19 protein-coding genes are annotated in these 21,676 nt (G+C 56.0%); all 19 read left to right on the forward strand.

What is annotated here, in order from left to right; all coding sequences use genetic code 11:
* Window positions 1-34: 34 nt before the first annotated feature.
* Window positions 35-694, forward strand: a complete 660-nt coding sequence (locus ACSQ3N_RS26905; protein ID WP_436137199.1) for a hypothetical protein — start codon at window positions 35-37, stop codon at window positions 692-694.
* A 109-nt stretch (window positions 695-803) separates the two neighbouring features.
* Complete coding sequence (gene ssb / locus ACSQ3N_RS26910; protein ID WP_436137200.1) at window positions 804-1,382, forward strand: single-stranded DNA-binding protein; 579 nt, start codon at window positions 804-806, stop codon at window positions 1,380-1,382.
* Window positions 1,383-1,538: 156 nt separating this feature from the next.
* Complete coding sequence (locus ACSQ3N_RS26915; RefSeq protein WP_436137201.1) at window positions 1,539-2,675, forward strand: DUF7146 domain-containing protein; 1,137 nt, start codon at window positions 1,539-1,541, stop codon at window positions 2,673-2,675.
* Between the two features lie 10 nt (window positions 2,676-2,685).
* A complete protein-coding gene (locus ACSQ3N_RS26920; RefSeq protein ID WP_436137202.1) occupies window positions 2,686-2,967 on the forward strand; it encodes a hypothetical protein in 282 nt (93 codons plus the stop codon).
* A 294-nt stretch (window positions 2,968-3,261) separates the two neighbouring features.
* Window positions 3,262-6,165, forward strand: coding sequence for an adenosylcobalamin-dependent ribonucleoside-diphosphate reductase (locus ACSQ3N_RS26925; RefSeq protein ID WP_436137203.1), 2,904 nt, complete (start codon window positions 3,262-3,264; stop codon window positions 6,163-6,165).
* 240 nt (window positions 6,166-6,405) lie between these two features.
* Window positions 6,406-6,828 (forward strand): hypothetical protein, encoded by a 423-nt coding sequence (locus ACSQ3N_RS26930; protein WP_436137204.1) that lies wholly within the window; start codon window positions 6,406-6,408, stop codon window positions 6,826-6,828.
* Between the two features lie 272 nt (window positions 6,829-7,100).
* Window positions 7,101-7,970: a hypothetical protein gene (locus ACSQ3N_RS26935; protein ID WP_436137205.1), complete on the forward strand. Its 870-nt coding sequence runs from the start codon at window positions 7,101-7,103 to the stop codon at window positions 7,968-7,970.
* 102 nt (window positions 7,971-8,072) lie between these two features.
* A complete protein-coding gene (locus ACSQ3N_RS26940; protein ID WP_436137206.1) occupies window positions 8,073-8,231 on the forward strand; it encodes a hypothetical protein in 159 nt (52 codons plus the stop codon).
* 197 nt (window positions 8,232-8,428) lie between these two features.
* The gene (locus tag ACSQ3N_RS26945) at window positions 8,429-9,040 is read left to right on the forward strand and encodes a hypothetical protein (RefSeq protein WP_436137207.1); all 612 of its coding nucleotides are present in this window, start codon (window positions 8,429-8,431) and stop codon (window positions 9,038-9,040) included.
* Between the two features lie 402 nt (window positions 9,041-9,442).
* The gene (locus ACSQ3N_RS26950; RefSeq protein WP_436137208.1) at window positions 9,443-9,763 is read left to right on the forward strand and encodes a hypothetical protein; all 321 of its coding nucleotides are present in this window, start codon (window positions 9,443-9,445) and stop codon (window positions 9,761-9,763) included.
* A 73-nt stretch (window positions 9,764-9,836) separates the two neighbouring features.
* Complete coding sequence (locus ACSQ3N_RS26955) at window positions 9,837-10,364, forward strand: hypothetical protein (RefSeq protein ID WP_436137209.1); 528 nt, start codon at window positions 9,837-9,839, stop codon at window positions 10,362-10,364.
* Window positions 10,357-10,665, forward strand: coding sequence for a hypothetical protein (locus ACSQ3N_RS26960; RefSeq protein ID WP_436137210.1), 309 nt, complete (start codon window positions 10,357-10,359; stop codon window positions 10,663-10,665). Before ACSQ3N_RS26955 ends, ACSQ3N_RS26960 begins: the two co-directional genes overlap by 8 nt.
* Window positions 10,666-10,894: 229 nt before the next feature.
* Window positions 10,895-15,781: a DEAD/DEAH box helicase family protein gene (locus ACSQ3N_RS26965; protein WP_436137211.1), complete on the forward strand. Its 4,887-nt coding sequence runs from the start codon at window positions 10,895-10,897 to the stop codon at window positions 15,779-15,781.
* Between the two features lie 61 nt (window positions 15,782-15,842).
* Complete coding sequence (locus ACSQ3N_RS26970) at window positions 15,843-16,304, forward strand: hypothetical protein (protein ID WP_436137212.1); 462 nt, start codon at window positions 15,843-15,845, stop codon at window positions 16,302-16,304.
* Between the two features lie 62 nt (window positions 16,305-16,366).
* On the forward strand, window positions 16,367-17,467 hold the full coding sequence (locus ACSQ3N_RS26975) for a phosphoadenosine phosphosulfate reductase family protein (protein ID WP_436137213.1): 1,101 nt from the start codon (window positions 16,367-16,369) through the stop codon (window positions 17,465-17,467).
* A gap of 273 nt (window positions 17,468-17,740) precedes the next feature.
* Window positions 17,741-18,331 carry a hypothetical protein gene (locus tag ACSQ3N_RS26980; protein ID WP_436137214.1) on the forward strand — a complete coding sequence of 197 codons (591 nt, stop codon included), beginning with the start codon at window positions 17,741-17,743 and terminating at the stop codon, window positions 18,329-18,331.
* An 11-nt stretch (window positions 18,332-18,342) separates the two neighbouring features.
* Entirely contained in the window at window positions 18,343-18,831 is a 489-nt protein-coding gene (locus ACSQ3N_RS26985) for a hypothetical protein (RefSeq protein ID WP_436137215.1), read from the forward strand.
* A 617-nt stretch (window positions 18,832-19,448) separates the two neighbouring features.
* Window positions 19,449-20,855, forward strand: a complete 1,407-nt coding sequence (locus ACSQ3N_RS26990) for a DNA cytosine methyltransferase (RefSeq protein WP_436137216.1) — start codon at window positions 19,449-19,451, stop codon at window positions 20,853-20,855.
* 81 nt (window positions 20,856-20,936) lie between these two features.
* Complete coding sequence (locus tag ACSQ3N_RS26995; RefSeq protein WP_436137217.1) at window positions 20,937-21,332, forward strand: hypothetical protein; 396 nt, start codon at window positions 20,937-20,939, stop codon at window positions 21,330-21,332.
* Window positions 21,333-21,676: the final 344 nt, after the last annotated feature.

The following is a 21,676-nucleotide window of genomic DNA, read 5'->3' on the forward strand; positions in this document are numbered from 1 at the left end:
GGGATGCATGCCTCCTCATTCATAGGAGATCCGCATGTATTTCACCCAAAAGGCTGTACCAAATACGAAAGAAGGCATTGCCGCTTTTCTGTCGGGACACCCACGTTATTCGACCAATTCATCCATCAATACCATCACCACTTATTCACACAACGTGAAGCTGCATCGTCTTGGCCTTACCCGCACTGAGTGCGACAAAGCCGAGTCAATCATGAGTGTTGATGACTACTGGGACGAATTGAACATTCCCCTGAGGTCGTTCCAGAAAGACATGAACGGCGCGTACCAGATCCTCCCACAGGGCCGTCAACATGGGCATTTGGTGCTCTTTGAAGCAGAGGTTTATGACCCCGGCTACAAAAGCACTTGCACGCGTTGCGGTCAGCTGAATTACCAGGCTGTCACCTCAAGTGCCTGCCTGTGCGGCGTGTGTCGAGCCCCGAGAACGAATCTGAAAAAGCCACTTCTCTGGTCCCGCACACTGGGTTCAGGCATTGATCACGGCGTCAGCCGCGAGGAAATGCTTGACTGGTCGATGGACAAGCTTCGCAACCGACTCGATCTGGTTCGAAGTTTCGATGAGGCTTGCGATACGACGCGCCTCGCGTTCATTCAACTTCTCAACGAATTCATGATGGTCGAACAGACTGTGATGATTCCTCAGAAGGTACGGCGCCTTGAGCGCATTGTTTGATGGGGCTGACCGCCCCCTTTCCGACGGTGATCGCGCGTAGTGCGCAATACACGTCAATCCCAGCGACTCAACACCCGCTGGGTGGAAAGTTGCGCAACCAGGAGAAAGCATGTTGTTCGTCAATGAAATGCGAGTGCTCGGATATTTGGGCAGCGAGCCAGAGATCCGAACCTTTCCAAGTGGCGACCGCATCGCCACGTTAAGCATCGGAACCACCGACAAATGGCGTGATCGTCAAACTACGGAACTGCGAGAACACACCGAATGGCATCGCGTGGTAGTGCGCGAGAAAGGATCGGTTGAGTATCTTGAGAAATACGCAGAGAAGGGCAGTCCTTGCTATGTCGAGGGAGCAATGCGGACCCGCAAGGTGCCCGCTAGCTCTCCCGGTACGCAAGACCGAATCTTCACTGAGGTGCATGCGACGAAGGTGACCGTCTTCCCAAAGTTGGGTGATAGTTCACGCACGAAGGACAGCGGTTCTGAAAAACCCGCCGCCCCTGCGCCTGCACCTGACCTGGCAGCTCAACGTCGGCCCTCACCTTCGCGCCAAGCTCCAGCAGCTAGCGCCAACACCCAGCGGCACGCGCACGTTACCCAGAGCAATACGCAAGGGTCGAACCGTGGATACCCAGAATCGCAGTTCGACAACGACGATGCGCTCAACGGGGCTCCACTGCGCTTCTGAACTAGACCCTCCGGTCTAGCCGCTTCACTCAGTCCCTTCCGGGAATCCCCGGTTGGGGGTTCTCGGTTGGTTCACCCCATTCCCTTGTCGGGGCATTCCCAAGTGTCCTCTCGGGCATTTGGGTATGCCCCGCTTGGGCGTACTAAGGAGAGTCGAATGAGAACCAGAGAAAGATCGCCGGCCGAATGGCAAGCGTACTGGGATGAGCGCTGGCGAAAGGCCAAGGAGACTGCTGAGGGGCGCTGGGATTTCGTGTTCCAGTCCCTCGCACCCTTGCTCACCCCTGCGCTTGAAAAGCGCTCAAAAGGGCACGTAAGCTGCCCTGTCCATGGCGGAACTGACGGGTATCGAATGATGCCTTCCTACGTCAAGGACGGACGCTCGCTCTGCAACACCTGTGGTAATCACGGGGACGGCTTTGCGACGCTGATGTGGGTCAACGGCTGGACTGCTCGCGAGACGATGGAAGAGGTCATGAAATTGCTGACGGGTGATAAATCCGGTGGCGTTCTACTACCTCGAATCGCTCAAATGCCGCCCAACTTTTCGGCCCCTGCGAAGGACAATGAAGCCCTTGTGAGGTCACTCAACAGAGTGATGGAAGGATGTGTGCCCCTGACGCATCGCAGTGCTGAACCTGGCAGGCTGTACCTGGCCCGCCGGGGGCTCAAGCGGCCCATGACAGGCGGACTTTTCTTCCACCCAAGGTTGGCATACCACAATGGCACAGAGATTACCGGGTATCACCCCGGGATCGTTGCTCCAGTGTTGTCCCCGACCGGTAAACCCGTCACCTTGCACCGCACTTATCTCGATGAGAGCGGCAACAAGGCAGATGTGGATTGCGTCAAGAAACTGATGGGGTATCCGGATGACAGAAACATCCACGGTGCCGCCATTCGTCTTGCCAAACCTGGCAAGGTGCTCGGAGTCGCTGAGGGCATCGAGACGGCTCTAGCAGCTATGGAGGGTTCAGGATTTCCAGTGTGGGCAACGGTAAATGCCACCCTGATGGAGTCTCTGGAGATACCAAGCTGTGTTGAGACACTGATCGTGTTTTCGGACAAGGACCTGCCTACCACGCAGCATCCGAAAGGGCATGGCCAAGAAGCAGCTCGCAAGCTTGTTCAGCGAGCTTGGGAGAAGAACATCAAGGCAATGGCCATCACACCGCAAGGTGAGATTCCTCAAGGTGAGAAATCACTTGATTGGATGGATGTGCTTCGAGTCCACGGCGCAGGCGGCTTTCCAAGCCTCCCATCCGTACGCCTTGCCATGCTGAAAGCCGCGTGAGGAATGCGACATGAAATACGGTCGCGTCAACCTCAACCTGGTCGATACCACGCCGGGTGCCGGTGGCGCTTTCTCTCCACCTAAAGGATTTACCGGCGAATACCGGAAATTCATGGTGGGGCAGCTTGCGATTGATCCGGGCGTACGACAGCATGTCGCCTGTGTAGCTCGTCGTTTGCCAGCACTCCAGCCACCCGAATTCGTTGGTCCCTATGCGGGCTCAGCGATGAGGTTGGCCTGGTCAGTGCTCAGACGGCTTAGCTCACCTATTCGGGGAGATTCCGATGAATGAAACTCGCCCCCTCCGGGGCGGGCTTTCCAGATCACATGGTTGTCGTGTGATGCGGAAAGTTTTTGCTATCTCGCGTCTATGACCGGGATTCAAGTTCTTTGCTGGAGAAATAAACACCAGCCGTAGCCAGCGGTTCACCCCGGCTGGCCTGTGTTGCTTGCAGCACTGACGACTCCGTGTGTGGGTTGGAACTCTTTGGCCCTTTCAGGGTTTCCCCAAGCCCCTCATTGCGGGTGGCTTTGGGAAGCCCTGAATGGGTTTGTTCTCAGCCTCACACACAAGATGGAGTCAATCATGGAAATGGAAACTGTCACCCGCATGGGTGTTGAATTGCAAGATTGCTCGCGTGCAATCCTTCTTGAAAAGTACGCGAGAGACAACGAATCCACTCCGGAACAGGTGCTGGACAGAGTTGCGAAAGCGCTCGCGGAAAACGAGGTTGAGCCGGACTCGCTGGAACCCGTTTTTCGTGAAGCACTCGACTACACCGTACTTGGCGGGCGCATCAATGCGTCTGCGGGTGTGAAGGGTCTGAAAACTACCTGGGCCAACTGCTTTGTGCAGCCCGTATACGACTCGCTGAATGAATCCCACGAGGGACAACCCAGCATCATGAAAGCTGCGGCGCAGGCATCAGAAACCATGCGTCTCGGCGGTGGTGTTGGATATGACTTCAGCAAGATCCGTCCGAAAGGCTCGTGGATCGAAAAGACCAAGAGCTATGCCAGCGGTCCGCTGAGCTACATGGAAGTGTTCAACGCCATGTGCGCGACGGTCATTTCTGCTGGTGCGCGCCGAGGCGCACAGATGGGCATCCTTAGGTGTGACCATCCGGACATTTTGGACTTCATCGTTTGCAAGCGCGTTGATGATCCCGGCATGGCCGCGGATCGCAAACCGTTCAAGAACTTCAACCTTTCGGTTGCAGTAACTGATGAATTGATGAACGCCGTCTGCCATGACGAGCAGTTCGAACTGGTGCATAGCGCCAAGCCGTCGCCCACCCAGATTGCTGCAGGGGCAACCCAACGCAGTGACGGCCAGTGGGTGTACCGCACCATCCGAGCAAAGGAGCTGTATGAAAGCATCATGCGTGCGACCTACGCACGCGCGGAGCCTGGTGTGGTCTTCATCGATCACATCAATTCAGACAACAACCTTCGCTACTGCGAGCAGATCGAGGCTACGAACCCTTGCGGCGAAGAGCCGTTACCGCCTTACGGATGCTGCGATCTGGGCCACCTGGTGCTTTCGCGTTTCGTCCGGACTTCGGTATGGGAAGGGACGCCGGATTTTGACTGGGAAGGGTTCCAGAGAATCGCACCCGTCGTTGTCCGTATGTTGGACAACGTCCTGGATCTGACTCCCTGGCCATTGCCTGAGCAGCAGCAGGAGGCAATGAACAAGCGTCGCATCGGGGTTGGCATTACTGCATTGGCAGACACTCTCATCATGATGGGACTGCGGTACTCATCACCCGAGGGCCGCGATTTCGCCGAAAGAATGATGCGTACCCTGCGCGATACCGTGTACGAGGCCTCTGTGGAGCTGGCACTCGAACGTGGGGCTTTCCCACTGTTCGATCCGGACAAGTACCTGGAGGGCGTCTCAATCAAGGGAGAGGGCACTTTCGCGAGCCGACTCCCTGAAAGCCTCAAGATGCAGATCCGCAAGATCGGCATCCGCAATAGTCATCTGCTGGCGCTTGCGCCGACTGGCACGGGCTCGCTGAGCTTTGGTAACAATTGCAGCTCCGGCTGCGAGCCAGTTTTCAGTATGACTTATCAACGCAAGGTGCTGCAGGCCGACGGCTCCCACAAGGAAATCGAGTGGGCAAATCCGGCGTACTTGCTGTACCGCATGCTCAATGGCTCCAGTGGGCCGCTTCCAGACTACTTTGAGACGGCGCAGACACTCGATGTGACGGCCCACCTTGAAATGGTCAAGACCCTGGCCCCATACGTAGATGCTGCGATCAGCAAAACGGTCAATCTGCCCGCAGACTACCCGTTTGAGGACTTCGAGTCGCTCTACATGGATGCATGGATTGCGGGGCTCAAGGGCCTCACAACCTACCGGCCGAACAGCGAAGTAGGGCAGATCCTTGTGTCGACCGACACCGCCCCTGGCCAGCCGGCAGCAGAGCCAGCTGAACCGGAGGAAGTGGACCCTGACCGTCGCCTGCGCATTGCGTCTCTGCCTGCAAAGGTTATGAACGCACTTCGCTGGTTGGACCGGCCTCACATGCCGGATGGGAACCCGGCATATACCTACATGGTGGAGAACCCTCAGGGTGACTTCGCTGTAATGGTCGGGCACCATGAGGCGGACTACATCCACCCTTTTGAGACTTGGGTCAACGGTGCCGAGGCCCCACGCGGCCTTGGAGCTATCGCCAAGACTCTCTCGATGGACATGCGATCCTTCGATTCAGCGTGGTTGAGGCTCAAACTGGAGACTCTGCGCTCTTGCGTGGGCGAACCGTTTGGTATGTCCATGCCTCCCACCGGGGAGAAGCGCGACGTGCCGGGTGTGGTCTCTGCCTTCGCACAGATTGTGCAGTACCACACGGAGAAGATCGGGTGGCTCGACAGCGAAAGCACCAGCGATTTGATCGACTCGATGATGTTCCGCAAGGAACCCAAGGCGGGTCCAGAGGGGACGCTTTCCTGGACGGTGGACGTCAAGAACCCAGCGACAGGCGATGACTTCGTGTTGTTCGTCAAGGAGCTGGAGATGCCCAACGGATCGAACCGTCCTTACAGCGTGTGGTTTGCAGGTGACTATCCTGCTGCCTTCGACGGGCTCTGCAAGCTCCTGTCCATCGACATGCGAATCACCGACCCTGCATGGATTGGAATGAAGCTGCAAAAACTGCTTACGTACAAAGAGCCGAAGGGAGACTTTCTGGCAAAGGTGCCTGGCAGCACAAAGCAAGCCTCTTATCCGTCCACCATCGCCTATGTCGCGCATCTCCTGATGTATCGCTTCCAACGGCTGGGTATCTTGCCGGAAAGCGGCAAACTCTTGGGCGCGACTGACTCGATTCCCGAAGGGGAAGCTCATCAAGCGGCAATGCGCTTTGCAGTGAAGCCGATGAGTGGCAAAAAATGTCCGGAATGTATGCTGAACTCTGTTGCAAAATACAACGGATGCGATCAGTGTGCGAGCTGTGGCTATACAGGATCATGCGGTTGAATAACCCGTGATCCGGAACCCTCCGCTGCAACAGTGGCGGGGGCTTTTCTAAGAATCCATGTGGGTCTTTAGAAAAGTCTGCTTTTTTAGCCCTCGCCGTAATGGTGTGGCTTTAAGAGGTTGCTGTTCCTCGCCGAAAGGTGAATCAGCGTTAGTCACGTCAGCTCATGTTGGCGTTTTTTACCCTGTGGGGGCATCTACCCACACGGGAACGGTGCCTCCTTTTTTTTGGAGTGCATCATGGACAAGTTTTTGTTTTTCTTGGCGCTGGTTGGTTCGATTGGTTATGTGTTCGACCGCGGCCTCAAGCTGATGGGCTTCATCTCTGAAAAGATGCGAGGCACACCGGCAGCAGCACCGAAACCCAAAAATGAGACTGGTTCCAAACAGGAACCGTCGCTTGAGAGTGCGAAGAAAGTCGATGATCAAACGAAACAGTTGATCGACCTTCTCAGCACTCAAAACGAGGAAATCCAAAAGCTGTCTAAAGTCGTAGCAGACATGTCCGCTCGACTGACAGCCGTTGAGTCCTCCAAGCCTCGCGCAACGCGCAAGGTTCCTGCCGCCAAGCCCCCAGCTGTACCGGTAGATCTGCCTTCGACTCCAGGTATGGGATTCGAAGGACTCCCCCCTGTTTCTGGAGGTTTTGAGCCCGTCCACTGATATCGATGTTCATGCTTCCGCATGAGCTTAGCTTTCAGTTGACTGCCCCTTGTGAAGCTTCGGCTTTGCAGGGGCTTTTTCCATGTGCGTTGATCCAGCGCCCATCGATAAAGACAGTTTTTCACCCTCGCCGTAATGGCCGGTAAAAAGAGGCCGCTGCACTCGTCGAAAGACAACGCAGCAACACCGCACTGACGTCTCGTCAGTGTTTTTTTAGTCCAGCGGGACACTACTTCCGCTGGAAGGGTGTCTTCGCTTTTTGTGGAGTCATCATGGAAAAGAAAGAAGTCACCCGACCCGACTGGTTGATGCTGCTAGAAACGATTCTCACTCAACCGGGTAAACTAGGGGACTATTACTGGGCTTTTCACAAGTACAGCTTGGGCAACCAGGCGCTGGCTGTGGCCCAGTTGTGCGAACGTGAGGTGGATATTGGTCCAATCGCCTCATTCAACGCGTGGAAAAAAAAGGGTCGCTCGGTAATGAAGGGACAGAAGGCAATTGGCCTGTGGATGCCCATTACCCTTAGTGGGAAGTCATCTGCGGATGAGAAAGCCACTGTTGTCGAAGACGGAATGCCTCGCCGCATCTTTGTCATGCGCAACAACTGGTTTGCATATTCGCAGACTCAGGTTGACCCCCGCGCTGAAGAGCAGACTGAAGCCGGATCTGATGAAGAAACGGAAACTCAGCCCTTGTGGAATCAGACGCTGGCCCTTGAGACATTGGGCATCAGCATGATTCCCTATCGGCAGGTCGACGGGAACATGCAAGGCTATGCGCAACCCAAGCGCAAGGCCGTCGCCATTTCTCCTGTCGCTGCACATCCATTGAAGACCCTGCTGCACGAAATTGCGCATGTGGTTATGCATGGAGAGGACGAGGAGTTTGTTTGCGGGGTCGATTTGGACAGAGCCGTGAAAGAGGTGGAGGCGGAGTCAGTCGCGTTTCTTTGCAGCGCGGCGTTGTCCTTGCCTGGCCTTGATGAATCTCGGGGCTATGTTCAGCACTGGCTTGGCCACGCTGGATCACGTGATGTTCTGAAGAAGAGTGCGGGGCGCATCTTCTCGGCGGCTGATCGCATCCTCAAGGCAGGCTTTCCGCAAGCTGCAAAGGTTGCTGCGGAGCCAGCTACTGCGTAAGCCACATGTGAAAGGGCGGCGTTCCTTGAACGTTGCTCACTTACTTAAACCCTCCGGGTCACGGCCCGGTGGGCGGTGACTTGGTTTTTTTCTTGAAACACCATGATCTCTTTTCAAAAAAAACGCGAAGCCGGATTGACCTACGTTAACCCGCTTCCAAATGGGTTGCATGTTTATGTCACGCCGCGAGTGCCGTTCGGCCAGCGTGTGGCACGCATTTTTGAGCGTGTTCTGACGCGCCAAAACCCCTTGAACTCCTGACCTCATCCGACCCCACCGTTTGCTAACGGTGGGTTCGCGATGGAGCAGGTGGTTTTGGAGTTGTCCCTCTATAAGGGACAACCCCAAAGCCAAATGGAATGGTGCACTTTTTGTGCGGCTTTTGGTGAGCTCTGATGTCAAGCCGATACGATGGCGGAGGATGAGTTGTCTGCGTTTTGTGTGAGTGGAGAATCCCAATGGCCAAGTTGATAACCATCCCGATTTCTGATGCCCCCCTTGCTGCGCTTGATTGGGCTTCTGCTGTATCGCAGGGGATGCCGTTGCGCGAGCCTGTCAACATGTCTGACAGCAAGATGCGGGAGCGAGTCCTCCCCTTGACTCTCTGGGATACCGTCAACGAGTCTGACGAAGATAACCAGCGTGTGAACGTCTATCCGATCAAGGTGGTCCGCTATGGAGTGGACGGCACCACCGGGGCAGCGCTGCCGTCCATCACCTACATCGACCACACGGGCAAGCGTCTCCGAAACCGGGTCACAGAGTTCTTTGAAACTGAGCTGGAGGCGAACGTTGCCAAAAGCCAAATGCTCTTTGGATTGTTGTCTGACTGGTCACCAACCACCAGGTGGGAAAGTGCCGGCGTGCTGATCGACGCTATCAGACCATCGTTTGACTGTCTGGCCGATGGGACCGTGTTGGCGAAGGCCAAGGACAACAAGGGGGCGGTCTATGTTGGCGCGGGAGCTGACTACAAAATCGCAGTAACGCGGTGCTATCTTCATGGCCGCTTCGGACATAAAATGCCAGTGCTCGACACCATCATTGCCGAACTCGACCTGGAGCTCTAATTGGGCGCCGGTGAGAGCGAGGTGAGAACGATCAAACGAGTTTTTGGTGTGGGGCTTTCAACCGAGAGCCACCACCCCAAGAATTTGTCGATGCCAGCTATGCTTGCGTCACTTAACTCCGTACTCGGGAGTCTAAAAACGCAGTAAATGAATCGCGAGGCAACTCGTGATTTTTCTCACCCACCAGGGCTCTGTCCTGATGGGTAAATGGCCCCAACAAGGAGCCATTGGTTTTATGAACCTGGGGCCTCGATCTGCTGATTGAGCCCGCGACAGTCGTGTCGTCATAGCCCAACCCTGCCGTATTGGCTGGATGTTGGACATTGACGGCGTTTTGATTTCACCCACCGGGGCACTTAACTCCGGATGGGGAAGGTGCCCCATTTTTTTTGGAGCATCTTCATGCAAATCACTCAGCCAGTAGGCCGCTTCCTCTTGTCCCGTGCGGACCTTGAAAAGCGTTTCCACGATCACCCGAACAGTAGCTCTCATGACCTGGCCAACCAGTTCAAGACGGGCGTGCTGGATGTGCAGCTCCTGCTTGATGCCGGGCTGCAGGTTCCGGACGTGCTCGGTGAGTGCTCGGTGGTCGGTGTTCGTTTCTCAGCAAGCACCATGAATTTCTCCTCACGTCGACGTGAGTCGGTATTCAGCGTGTATGACGCACACGGCAATCACCTCGGCCACTACCTCAGCTCCGCCTTCAAGGCGTTGATGGTGTAAGCCGCTTTCAATTTCAACCCCTGGGGGACAACTCCCAGGCGGGGGTGTCTCCCTTTTTCCTTAGGAGATACCCATGTCGAAATTCCCCAACGGCTACACGAAAACAATGGTCGATGCCGCCGAGGAGCTGTTCGTCGCAATGGCACTGGAAGAAACGATTCGACCAGTAGTTGTCGCGTATGAGCAGGAGATTCTTGATCGGCTGCAGCTCAGAACTGATCCGCGATATGCGGTTCACGGGATTGATCGTGTGGTTCTGGATCGACGACAAACCTATCTGCTCAGCGCTGAAGACCAGGCCACGTTCCTCAACGAAACGTACCTGGCCTGCCAAAAAGCAAAACTCCGTGTCGCCGCTCCTGAAAACTGTCCTTTATTGGAGGCTGAGTTCGTGCGGATGAAGAAGGAGAACGCCTTCCTTGAAGCTCTCGCAGAGCACCCGGATCTGGGGCTCTTTAAGGACTACCGGGAACTATCGCTAGAAGAGCGATCTCGCGCTATTGAACTGAGTCTGCGCTTGCTGGCTCCGTTCGTCAGCGCTGTACCCGACATTCTTGACGGTGTGATCAGGAACGCGTCTGGAAGTGGCACTCATGAGTAGTGGCCGCCATGGACTTGAGCACCCCGAATATGTCGAGCGTCACAAGGCGCAGTGGCAATCCCAAGGTGTCTCGCCGGTATCGATGATCGTGGTCGAGTATTGGGGTGATGGTGATCGCGCATTTGGTGGCAACGCCGATGACCGAGCGCTGGGTCCCAACGGAGTCATTCTCTCCACGCAGGATCGACTCTCAACCGAACCCGCCGTCTTCGGCAGCATTGATGAGGCCCACGAGGCAGCAAAACGGATAGTCAATCGACGTCCCGATTCGCTGCTGGGGGCTTCTATCAGCTGGCGATAGAACGAACGAAACCCCGTGCTTTGCGCGGGCGTTTCTCAAAGCTCTCACAAGAGGGTTTTGACAAACGATTTTCGACACCCATGCGTAGTGCATAGGTTCAAAACTCCGAGCTGACGGAGCAAATTCAGCAAACCTTGTCGCCCTTACAAGCGACTTTTACCAACCTCCCTGCGGAGCGCCCCTCCGTATGGAGGATCGGTGCGCCTCGGGGTTTTTCCCGGAGGCAGTTATGAAGATCAATGCCATCGCACAAGTGTGCATGTGGTTGCCTGGGTTCGCCCCAGAAGAAGATCCGTTAGTGGTCCTTGGGCCTCTGTCTTCCGCAATGGAAGCAGCCCAGCAAGACTCCACAAAGCCTGTGCCAGCCACTCTGTGGCCTGTGCTTGAGGCAACGCATCATGCATCGGTCACGACCAGTGTCCCGAAGTACGACGCAAACATCGCCGCCATTCGTCTCCTGCGCAAGCTGGAGACAGAAGGGCGGGGCGCCGACGAGCAAGAGCAAGGCCTCCTCAATCTGTACACGGGTTGGGGTGGTTTGGTGAAGGCACTGGACGGCGCTACAAGCGATACGGCATGGGCCGCTCGACACGAAGAAGTCAAATCATTGCTGACACCGGCCGAGTTCGAGTCGGCATCTCTCAGCAGCCTCAATGCCTACTACACACCAGTGATGGTGGTGGAGGCTATGTGGTCAGCTGTCCAGCGTCTGGGTTTCGACGGCGGCAACGTCCTCGATCCTTGCACTGGTGTGGGCTACTTCCTCGGCGCAATGCCGCAGGAGCTGGCACGCAAGAGCCGCATCACCGCCGTTGAAGTCGACAGCCTGTCGGCGCGTATGGCGAAGGCCATGTACTCGCAGTACGGCGTGAGGGTAATTGAGAGTGAAGTTGAAAAAGCAAACCTGCCCGCAGGAGGGTATGACCTCGTTATCGGCAATATCCCATTCGGAGCAGAGAAGTCAGCAGAACTGCGCAACGTCCCGTTCGCCAACTACAGCCTGCACAACTACTTCATTGCGAAATCACTGGAGCTTGTGCGGCCAGGGGGGCTGGTGGCGGTCGTCACGTCCACGGGAACTATGGACTCGTGGACCAGTGGGCATCGCGCCTACTTGAGCAGCGAAGCGAAGCTGGTGGAAGCCATCCGCCTGCCACGCGACACGTTCAAGGAGATCGCAAGCACGTCGGTCACGACGGACCTGTTGATTTTTCAAAAGCGTGTCTGCAAGGCGCCGGATGCCAACGAGCCTCAGTGGCTCGAAAGCAGGGTGCTGGAGCGATCCTCGCCCATCTGCGGCGACTGGAACAACCGCATCAGCGTCAATGGGTACTTTGCAGCACATCCGCGGTCTGTCATCGGGAAGCTCAAGGGGGTCACAAGCCAACACGGGATGTCCGTCGTTTGCGACTTCACTGGGGATCTCAAGGCAGCACTGATGGAACGTGTCAATGAGCTGCCAGAAGGTATCTACAAGCCCCGCGCAGTGAAAGCTGCGAACCAGGGGAAGAAGGTAGCTGAAATCACGCTGGAAGAGCGCCGTCGCCCAGGCCTGGTCATCATTGATGGCAAGGTGTACGAGGTAGATGGCGACAAGGCTAAGCCATATGGCAAAGCCGGCAAGTCTCTGGACCGCTTGGTCAGCATGATCGAAGTGCGAGACAGTTTGCGCAGCCTCATAGCCGCTCAGACAGCGACTCACAACGAAGATGTGTTGGCCAGGTTGCGAATCAGCTTGAACATCACCTACGACAAGCACGTACTGGCCTTTGGGCCTGTCAATGCAACTGCAAATCGCCGCGCCTTCAGCGTGGACCCTGACTTGCCGTTGTTGCTGTCGATAGAGGATTGGAATGCTGAGACGGAGACGGCAACCAAAGCGCCGATTTTCGAGCGCAACACCATGGGGGTGACTAAGCGGGTAGACCGGTGCGAAAGCGTCGAGGAAGCCCTGCAAGTCGTCCTTGGTGAATCTGGCCGCGTAGTGCCCACCCGAATCGCTGAGCTTGTCCGCAAGGATGAGCAAGTGGCGATGCAGGAACTGGCGGCGTTGGAGCTGGTGTACCTCGACCCGGAAACGATGAACTGGGATTCGGCTGACAGCTACCTGTCCGGCAACGTGCGGCGAAAGCTGCAGCTGGCGGAACTGGCTGGTGACGAGTACGAGCGAAACGTCAAAGCGCTGCAAAGCGTGATGCCTCGTCAGCTTGAACGCGGAGAAATCAATGCGCGGTTGGGCTCGACGTGGATTCCAGCCAGGTTCTATGTGCAATTCATGGATGAAACCTTCAAGTGTTCGCACAACGAGGTGCAGTTTGATGAGCGCGTAGGGGCCTGGACGGTGAAAGCCAGTCATAGCATGAGCTACGGGGTGCTTGCAACGCAGACATTCGGCACCAGCCGCGTGGACGCAGCAACCCTTCTGGAGCTTGAGCTCAACCAACGCAAGCCGACGATCTACGACAAGACCATTGATGGTTCAAGAGTAGTCAACCCCCGAGAGACGGTGGTGGCGCGCGAGAAGCAGCATCAGCTGAAGGAGGCTTTTGTTCATTGGCTATGGAGCGAAGAAAAGCGGGCGGAAACACTCGCTGCGCAATACAACCTGCTTTACCGCTCGGTAGTAGTGCGCAAGTTCGACGGCAAGCACCTGGTGCTGCCGGGCATGTCCAATGCATATACCTTGAGATCGCATCAGCGAGATGCTGTGTGGCGGGTAATTTCCAGTCGGTACAACACGTTGCTAGCCCATGCGGTTGGTGCGGGAAAGACTCTGGAGATGATCTGCGCCGGTATGGAGCTGAAGCGGCTTGGCCTGGCCAAGAAGACGATGTATGTAGTACCTAACCACATGCTGCTCCAGTTCGCTGGGGATTTCCTGAAGGCATATCCGCACGCGAAGGTTCTGGCAGCGTCGAAAGACGATCTGTCGGGTGACAAGCGCAGGCTGATGCTGTCGCGCATCGCAGTTCATGACTGGGATGCCGTGATCGTGACGCACTCGACCTTTGAGGGAATCAAGATAAGCGATGACTACATGAAGTCGTTTATTGAAGAGGAACTTGATGTCATCGAGACAGCTATTCGTGAGTTTGGTAGCAGCGGACGGGGCTCTATCGTCAAGGAATTGGCGCGGGCGAAGAAGGCGTGGAAAGTAAGGTTGGAGAAGAAAAGCAAACAGTCTGAAAAAGACGATATGCTGACCTTCGAAGATCTGGGAATTGATCAGCTTGCATATGATGAGATACACGTAGCCAAAAATTTATACAAGTTCACGAAGATGGACCGCATTGCCGGGTTGCCAAACAGCAACTCACAGCGCGCGTTCGATGTTTTCGTCAAAACTCAGTACGTCATGCGAAAGCGTGGCGATGGCAAGGGGCTTATCGGAGCAACGGCAACGCCGATCAGCAATTCCACGGCGGAAATTTGGACCATGATGCGGTTCATGCAGCCGCAGATGCTCGAAGAGTTTGGAGTGCAACACTTCGACTCGTGGGCAGCAAACTTTGGCGAGACAGTCACTGCGCTTGAATTGGCGCCAGACGGGGCTGGGTATCGCATGATGAGCAGATTCAGCCGTTACATCAACGTGCCTGAGCTGATGTCAATGTTCCGCCTTGTTGCGGACGTCCGGACTTCCGAGATGCTGGATCTGCCGGTGCCAACTCCAGTGATGGAGACGGTGTCTGTGGAGCCCTCACAAGACCTTCGCGACTATGTTGCGGTGCTTGTGAAGCGCGCGGAGAAGATCCGAAACGGTGGTGTAAAGCCTTCGGATGACAACATGCTCAAGGTGACCGGTGATGGCCGAAGGGCCGCACTGGATGTGCGATTGGTGGGTCTGCCGGCGCCAGCCGACAAAAGCGGAAAGCTCTACGAATGCGCACGCAAGGTGCATTCAATCTGGGAGCAATACGCTGAAAGCAAGGCCGCTCAGATCATCTTCTGTGATCTGTCAACGCCGAGCGCGACGGGTGGTTTCACCGCCTACAACGAAGTGAGGTCTGAGCTGATCGAGCTGGGTGTGCCAGCCGATGAGATCGCTTTCATCCATGACTACGAAACTGACGTCCGCAAGGAGGAACTGTTTCAGGCGGTGCGTCTCGGGACCATTCGGGTTCTGATGGGAAGCACATCCAAGTTGGGGATGGGAACGAACGTGCAGGACCGATTGATTGCTCTTCATCACCTGGACCTCCCATGGAGGACCAGCGACATGGAGCAGAGAGTCGGCCGGATCGTGCGTCAGGGCAACATGTTCTCGAAGGTTTTCATCTTCACGTATCTCACGTCTGCCAGCTTCGACGCGTACATCGCGCAGCTGTTGGTGACCAAGGCTAAATTCATCGCGCAAGTGATGGTTGGCAATGACGAGATTCGCACGATGGAAGACGTAGAGGCAGCAACCTTGTCGTATGCGGAAATGGTGGCGATTGCCTCTGGTAACCCCCTGGTGCTCGAACGGGCAGGGGTTGACGCTGAACTGACCAAGCTGGCCGTTTTAAGGCAGTCTTGGGAAAGGCAGCAAATGTCCAATGCGCGGGAAATCAAAGCCCTGCCGGATTGGATCAAGAGTGCAAGCGACGCGGTGAGCAACATCAAAGCCGACATGGCGATGGTGAAGAACTACGAGTTCGCTGGAGGCACAGGCATGAAGGTATTCGGAAAAGCGCAGCAATGCGTCTCCGACGCGGTACATGCAGTCGGTGCAGCCATGATCAACGCGCCTATCGGTTGGTCGGTGATTGGCTCGTTCATGGGGCTCAGTGTGTCGATTCAGAGATCTGGCGAGGACAACTACAGCGTCAGGCTCCAAGGATCACACACCTACGATGCAGCAGGTGCATCGAAACCGCAAGCCGTGCTTACGCATGCTCAACACGTCGTTGATGACCTGGCGGCAACGCTGGAGTCAAAGATCGCCCGTGTTGCGTACTTCAAAAAGCAATTGGTCGACCTTCAAGTGGAAGTTACAAAGCCGTTCGACCAGCAAGAACGATTCGTTGCGCTGCGCAAGCGGCAATTCGAGATCGAGGCTGAGCTGGAGATCACGACCGGCGACATGGCAGCAATGGACGAGACGGAGCAATCCGAGGAAACCGCTGCAGCCTGAACCATGACCCCTTTCCACGCACCTTCGGGTGCCTGGGAAGGCGGTTTTTTCAAGCGTCCTGATGGAGGAGGGCGCTTCAGAAAATCGATTTTTACTGTCCCGCGTAATGCTGGCAGCGAAAGAGGCGCTGACCTCACCCAACCGGGTATTCAGCAAACCCAACCGGTTCACCGGTTTCATCAACCTGCGGGAAGAGCATTCCCGCAGTGGGGTGCTCCGTCTGCATTTTCTGGAGCACACCATGACTATGAAAATTCGCCAAGAAGATCTGCTTGCGCTGCGCAACGCGGTGCAGCCATTCGACACAGTTGAGCGGCGCGCGGCCTATGCCGCAGGCAATTTTCCCCGCGCTGAGCTTTGCAAAAACCGCGATATGCGATATCGCTGGGATTTGCTCTACATGAGCCGTCTTCGGATTGGCGACGGCGCTGGGATGGATGGGGATCTAAACCTGTACAGCTACCTCGATGACACCCACATCGATTCGGCGCTGCGCAGCTTCATTCCTGCGCTGGCAGCTTGACCTTAAAACCTCGCGGGGCTGGACCCTTCGGGGCTCAGTCCTGCTCCAAGTCGGAGGTACAAATGTTGAAAGACACAAGCGGATCAGCGGACGCTGGAACATCTCTCACTCAGGGGGACATGTTCCGGGACGAGTACGACACCCAGCTGGCCACACTGCCTCAGTCAAAGGCGCACACCGATCCCATCGATGTACTTTCGTACGACCGGTATGTAGTGATGTTCAGCGGGGGGAAGGACGGGGTAGCGTCGTTTCTGCACTTGCTGGAGAACGGCGTTCCTAAAGACCTGATCGAGATCCATCACCACAACGTTGATGGAGAAGAGACGGGCAAGGATGGCCTGATGGATTGGCCGGTGACCGCGGATTACTGCAGAAAGTTCGCACATGCCTTTGGTGTGCGCTTTTCGCAGAGCTGGCGCATCGGCGGATTCGAACGGGAAATGTTGAGAGAGAACCAACCCACGGCCCCTGTATCGATCCCTTTCCTCGTGGATGGAAAACGCATGGAGGTAGGGGGGGAAGGCAAGCCCAACACACGCAGGAAATTTCCTCAAGTGACAGCATCGCTGAGTCAAAGGTGGTGTTCGAGTAGTTTGAAAATCTCCGCATCCGATGCGTGGATCTCAAATGACCCTCAGTTCCTTGACGGCCGCACCCTGGTTATCACCGGCGAGCGTGCTGAAGAGTCCAAGGCCCGTTCCAACTACCACGAGTTTGAGCCCCATCGGAAAGACAACCGCAACGGCGCACGCGTCAAACGGTTTGTTGATCACTGGCGCCCGGTACACAAGTGGAAAGAGGAACAGGTCTGGGCGATCATGAAGCGCTGGAGGGTGGTACCTTTTGTCGCATACATGATTGGCTGGAGCAGGGCAAGTTGCCGATCCTGCATTTTTGGCAACAAGCACCAGTGGGCAACCGTAAAGCTGATCGCCCCAGGACAGTTCACGAGGATTGCGAACCACGAACGAGAGTTCAAGGTAACGATTCATCGAAGCTTGTCTGTGGAGCAACTGGCTGCTGCCGGCACGCCCTATCCTGCGGCATCAAACGCCTACTGGGTGGGTATTGCAAATCAGCACACTTACACAGCCCCGATCTTCACTGACAACTGGGTACTTCCCGCAGGGGCTTACGGCGACAGCTGTGGGCCAACGTAAACGAGTTAGTTTTTTCGACCCTAGGGGGCATCATTCCCCCTCGGGGGTTGGTGCCTCCTTTTCACTCAAAGGAATCATCATGAACGCAGAAACTCTGGCTTTGGCAAGCATTTAGCCCCCCTGAGTAATTCAGGCGCTGAACCTCCGCTGCAGGAGTCTAAAACGCAGCACCGGATCGTAGATCCATCACGGACTGGGCAACCAGTTCACCACCAACCCACGCGGGGCATATCGACCGCAGGGTTGTGTGCTTCGTTTTCTATCGGAGCACACATGATCAATGAACTTGAACATATCAAACTCGGTTTTTCAGAATTGCCGGTCGTTGACTCGTCCAGCACTTGGCTGAAATACCATTTCGACAACGCTGGGGCCGCTACCGTCACCTTTGCCAAGGAAACAACACATGGCGGGGAACCCCAGTGGCGACGTATTGACGGCACCTGGGGCCTTTGTGGTCGCTCTCTTTATGGGGACTTCAAGAAGGGGGCAGCATGGGAGATCCACAGCGAACAGCGTCTTCTTCGCGGCAAAAAAGTGCTTGTTGAAGCCTACCTGGCAGCACTTCACAAGCTGCCGGTCAGACAAAGTTCTGAGCTTGGACACTTCCGTGCAGTCGCCCACAAGCGTCTGGACGAAAACGGGATGGCGTACATCGACAGCTACTACGGTCACGATTGGGACAAATCTCAATGGAAGGTATTCAAGGACGGCGATTCGGTCGCCTTCGAGATTCCCATCACCACGCGAGAAAACCTCACATTTTTGTCGCAAGTAAGCGGGCCTTCCGAGTTTTATCTCGTCAAGACCGGCGCACCAGTCGAGATCGGAGCGGCATGCTCCAACCTTGAGCTCTTCGCATAAGGGGGCACAGCATGTCAGTTCAGATTTTTTATGAACTCCGCGCCGTGCGCATCCTCGGAGATGCACTGAGCCGCGAGCAGGATGTATTCGTTCTGTGTTTCCTCTCTGGAGATTCACGCACATACACCTGGGCCGGCAAGAGAGAGAAACGGTGGACCAGCCCCGTGCTGGGTACCTACGACGACGTGATGGCTCATCAGTTGACCTGGGTGGCCAGCGAGATGTATTGGAAGACCAATGGGGCATCTGGATGCCTTAGGGACTTCCAGTGGCTCACTAAGGCGCGTAAGGCACTTAACTCAGCAATCATCGTGACGACACTCCCAAGTGATGCCCGAGCTTTGGCTGTGGACGGTCTAGTTCTCACGCCGCATCGTCGGTGTGAAGGCATGACCGTTCGGGGGGCCATTGATGCCTCGTTGAGTCTTCGCGAAGAACCTGACAACCAAGGCCGCTCCGACTGGGATGTGTTTTTGGTCGAAGGACCCGGTTCAAACTAATTTTTCTTAAACCCATGCGGGGCTCTCCCCGTCGGGGTAGTGCCTCGCTTTTTCAGGAGTTCTCAATTCATGAATACAGCACAGCACGTTATCGGCTACGCCTTCCCCACGAGCTCGCTCGCAAAGAGGCTTGGCTTCAGCAGGACCGGTTGCTTCACCGTAGAGGTTGCTGGAACGGTTTCCCCAGTAAAGACTTTCAGCGAGGCGAAAGCTTGCGTCGAGAAGCTGGGCACAACACCAGGAAGATGGTCATGGGACCATCCGCTAAATAGGCACTTCATCCGAATGCCTTCAAACGCTAGCGGACAAACGTGCACGCCTATGACGGCATAGCTCTTCATCCCTCGGACACAACGTTTGACCGATTGACGGAGGTTATGTCCATCACCAAGAAGCTCCCACCGTGAGGTGGGGTGCTTTCCGAAGCCTCCAGTTGGCGGCTCCGGTAAGCATTTAGCCCACCTGAGTAATTCAGGCGCTGAACCTCCGCTGCAGGAGTCAACAATGCAGACCCGGTCGCAAGACCTAACCCAATGGCTGGGCAACCAGCTTTTCTTCAACCCATGCGGGGCACTTAGACCCGCTCGGGCTGTGCTTCGTTTTTTCCGGAGCACAACATGAAAGCGTACGAAACCACCAAGATCGGTGAGAACAAGGGTCGACCACGCATCTGGCTGGAAGGCTTTAAGGCACTAGCTGCTGGATTCCTTCCCGGTACGCGCTTCAACGTCCGCAAGGATGAAGAGCGGACCATGCTGATCTTGGAGCACAACAAGTTCGGTGAACGTATCGTTTCTCGCAAGCTGAAGGGTGAAAAGGAGATCCCCATCATCGATATCAACTCCTCGGAGGTGCTGTCGATTTTTGAGGGCTTCAACAGTGTCCGCGTCATCGTGCAAGGCTCTCGCATAGTCATCCTTCCGATGGCCGTCGAGATCGCCAAGCGCGAACGACTCGAACGAGTCACCGATAAGCTCTCAAAAGGGGAGCCGCTGAGTGTCGGGTCTCTAGCCCATGGCGGCGGTGTGCTTACGCATGCGCTGCATACGGGCTTGGATGAAGGCGGTGTGTCGACCACGCTGGCCTTTGCAAATGAGATCCGGGCGGAGCTGCTGGAGCATGCTCAAGGGCACAACGATGCCTGGAGTGAAAACACGATTCCTCTGGCGGCTCCAATGCAAGAGGTAGCGTTCGATTCCTGGCTCATGGAACACCTTCCAAAGGTGGAAATCATGGAGGCTGGCATCCCATGCAGCGGCGCGTCGGTCGCTGGCCGTGGACGCAATGGCGCAGGCCATGCCGAAGCCCATCCGGAGGTCGGCCACCTGATCCTGGCATACCTAGCGATCCTCGCAAAGGTGCAGCCGGCAGTGGCCCTCTTAGAAAACGTCCCGGCCTGGCAGAACTCTGCGTCGATGTGCATTCTTCGCAATCAGTTGCGTGACTTAGGGTATGCAGTTCATGAAACGCATCTTGAGTCTCAAGACTGGAACGCGATAGAAAGCCGTTCTCGCCTGTGTGTGGTGGCTGTTACCGAAGGTCTTGAATTCGACTTTGCCTCGCTGAAGAGGCCCGAAAGGGCTGAGCGGCGAATTGCAGAGATCCTTGACGATGTTCCTGCCGACTCTGAACTTTGGTCCTCTATGCAGGGGCTCAAAGAAAAGGAGAAACGGGATCTAAGCGAGGGCAAGGGATTCAAGATGCAAGTGGTGACCGCCTTCAGCACCAAAAGCTCAGTTATCGGGAAGGGCTATGCGCGCATTCGCAGCACTGAGCCCAAGCTGCAACACCCAACCAACCCTGATCTGCTCCGGCAATTCACGGTTGCTGAGCATGCGCGTCTCAAGCAAGTGCCTCCGCATTTGGTTGCTGATCTTGGACTCACGATTGGCCATGAGGTTTTAGGCCAAAGCATCTGCTACGAACCCTTTCGGGCGGTAGGTACGGCAATCGCGGCCACCCTGCGCAGCTTCAAACAGGCTTTTGCCTGCGAACCAGAACCCCTGCCGCTTTTCGCGGCGTGAGTGCTGGAATTTCGTTCTAACCCGCGTGGGGCTCTCCCACATGGGTAGGCCCCATGCAATCCACCTTCACAGGAGAATCGCATGTCCAAAGAACTTTTCAACGCACGAGAGCACCTGGCGGTTGTTGCCGAATGGCTCAGCTACCAGGATGAGTCGCTCTCATTCGGCCTGGTCAACGCGTACGACGCGCTGCGTCTCTACGACCATTCGCACTCGAATCCTCATCTGGGGGAGATGGCGGATGAGTGGCTTGAGCAGGACCGTATCGCGGCACTGGGGTATGACCCGCTTGAAACGCGCGAAGCCCATGACGGCCGATGTGTTCAAGATACCGGGGCAACCAAGGCCCACGCCGCTCTAGTTGCTGCACGTCAGCTGCTGGCCTCAGTGGCATTCGTCGCGACAGAGGGCGACACCGAGAGCGTGCTAGCGCTGATAGACGAAGTGGTTCACCCCGCAGTGGATATCAGTCAATAGGCACGCCATGAAAGGCGGGTTGAGGCTACAATTTGTAGTACCAGCTTGTCGAAACACTCCCACCATGTTGTGGGGGGTTTCCCAAAGCGCACAGAGTGTGTTTCGGAAAACCAAGCTTCAGCCGATCAGGTGAATTCCTGGCGGCCCACCCCTCAGGGGGTTCTCCAGATCGCCGTGTTCACCACGCGGCCTGGATCACAGACGCAGATCTGTTTTGACTGACGGTCAGCCAATTCGGTTGCTGACTTGGGGCTCGGCCCCGATGAGTGGTTTGCGAAGTATCTCGACGCGACGCTCGCCCCCCCTCCCGCTTCAAGCGATTCATTCCCTCCACACGGCCATTG

Origin of the sequence: Acidovorax sp. LjRoot194 (genome assembly GCF_964253015.1) — a bacterium.
Lineage (GTDB): Bacteria > Pseudomonadota > Gammaproteobacteria > Burkholderiales > Burkholderiaceae_C > Acidovorax.

Excerpts from the sequence above, each read along its gene's own strand:
- ACSQ3N_RS26905 (WP_436137199.1), top strand. The coding sequence starts at position 35 with ATGTATTTCACCCAAAAGGCTGTACCAAATACGAAAGAAGGCATTGCC.
- ssb (WP_436137200.1), top strand. The coding sequence starts at position 804 with ATGTTGTTCGTCAATGAAATGCGAGTGCTCGGATATTTGGGCAGCGAG.
- ACSQ3N_RS26915 (WP_436137201.1), top strand. The coding sequence starts at position 1,539 with ATGAGAACCAGAGAAAGATCGCCGGCCGAATGGCAAGCGTACTGGGAT.
- ACSQ3N_RS26920 (WP_436137202.1), top strand. The coding sequence starts at position 2,686 with ATGAAATACGGTCGCGTCAACCTCAACCTGGTCGATACCACGCCGGGT.
- ACSQ3N_RS26925 (WP_436137203.1), top strand. The coding sequence starts at position 3,262 with ATGGAAATGGAAACTGTCACCCGCATGGGTGTTGAATTGCAAGATTGC.
- ACSQ3N_RS26930 (WP_436137204.1), top strand. The coding sequence starts at position 6,406 with ATGGACAAGTTTTTGTTTTTCTTGGCGCTGGTTGGTTCGATTGGTTAT.
- ACSQ3N_RS26935 (WP_436137205.1), top strand. The coding sequence starts at position 7,101 with ATGGAAAAGAAAGAAGTCACCCGACCCGACTGGTTGATGCTGCTAGAA.
- ACSQ3N_RS26940 (WP_436137206.1), top strand. The coding sequence starts at position 8,073 with ATGATCTCTTTTCAAAAAAAACGCGAAGCCGGATTGACCTACGTTAAC.
- ACSQ3N_RS26945 (WP_436137207.1), top strand. The coding sequence starts at position 8,429 with ATGGCCAAGTTGATAACCATCCCGATTTCTGATGCCCCCCTTGCTGCG.
- ACSQ3N_RS26950 (WP_436137208.1), top strand. The coding sequence starts at position 9,443 with ATGCAAATCACTCAGCCAGTAGGCCGCTTCCTCTTGTCCCGTGCGGAC.
- ACSQ3N_RS26955 (WP_436137209.1), top strand. The coding sequence starts at position 9,837 with ATGTCGAAATTCCCCAACGGCTACACGAAAACAATGGTCGATGCCGCC.
- ACSQ3N_RS26960 (WP_436137210.1), top strand. The coding sequence starts at position 10,357 with ATGAGTAGTGGCCGCCATGGACTTGAGCACCCCGAATATGTCGAGCGT.
- ACSQ3N_RS26965 (WP_436137211.1), top strand. The coding sequence starts at position 10,895 with ATGAAGATCAATGCCATCGCACAAGTGTGCATGTGGTTGCCTGGGTTC.
- ACSQ3N_RS26970 (WP_436137212.1), top strand. The coding sequence starts at position 15,843 with ATGGAGGAGGGCGCTTCAGAAAATCGATTTTTACTGTCCCGCGTAATG.
- ACSQ3N_RS26975 (WP_436137213.1), top strand. The coding sequence starts at position 16,367 with ATGTTGAAAGACACAAGCGGATCAGCGGACGCTGGAACATCTCTCACT.
- ACSQ3N_RS26980 (WP_436137214.1), top strand. The coding sequence starts at position 17,741 with ATGATCAATGAACTTGAACATATCAAACTCGGTTTTTCAGAATTGCCG.
- ACSQ3N_RS26985 (WP_436137215.1), top strand. The coding sequence starts at position 18,343 with ATGTCAGTTCAGATTTTTTATGAACTCCGCGCCGTGCGCATCCTCGGA.
- ACSQ3N_RS26990 (WP_436137216.1), top strand. The coding sequence starts at position 19,449 with ATGAAAGCGTACGAAACCACCAAGATCGGTGAGAACAAGGGTCGACCA.
- ACSQ3N_RS26995 (WP_436137217.1), top strand. The coding sequence starts at position 20,937 with ATGTCCAAAGAACTTTTCAACGCACGAGAGCACCTGGCGGTTGTTGCC.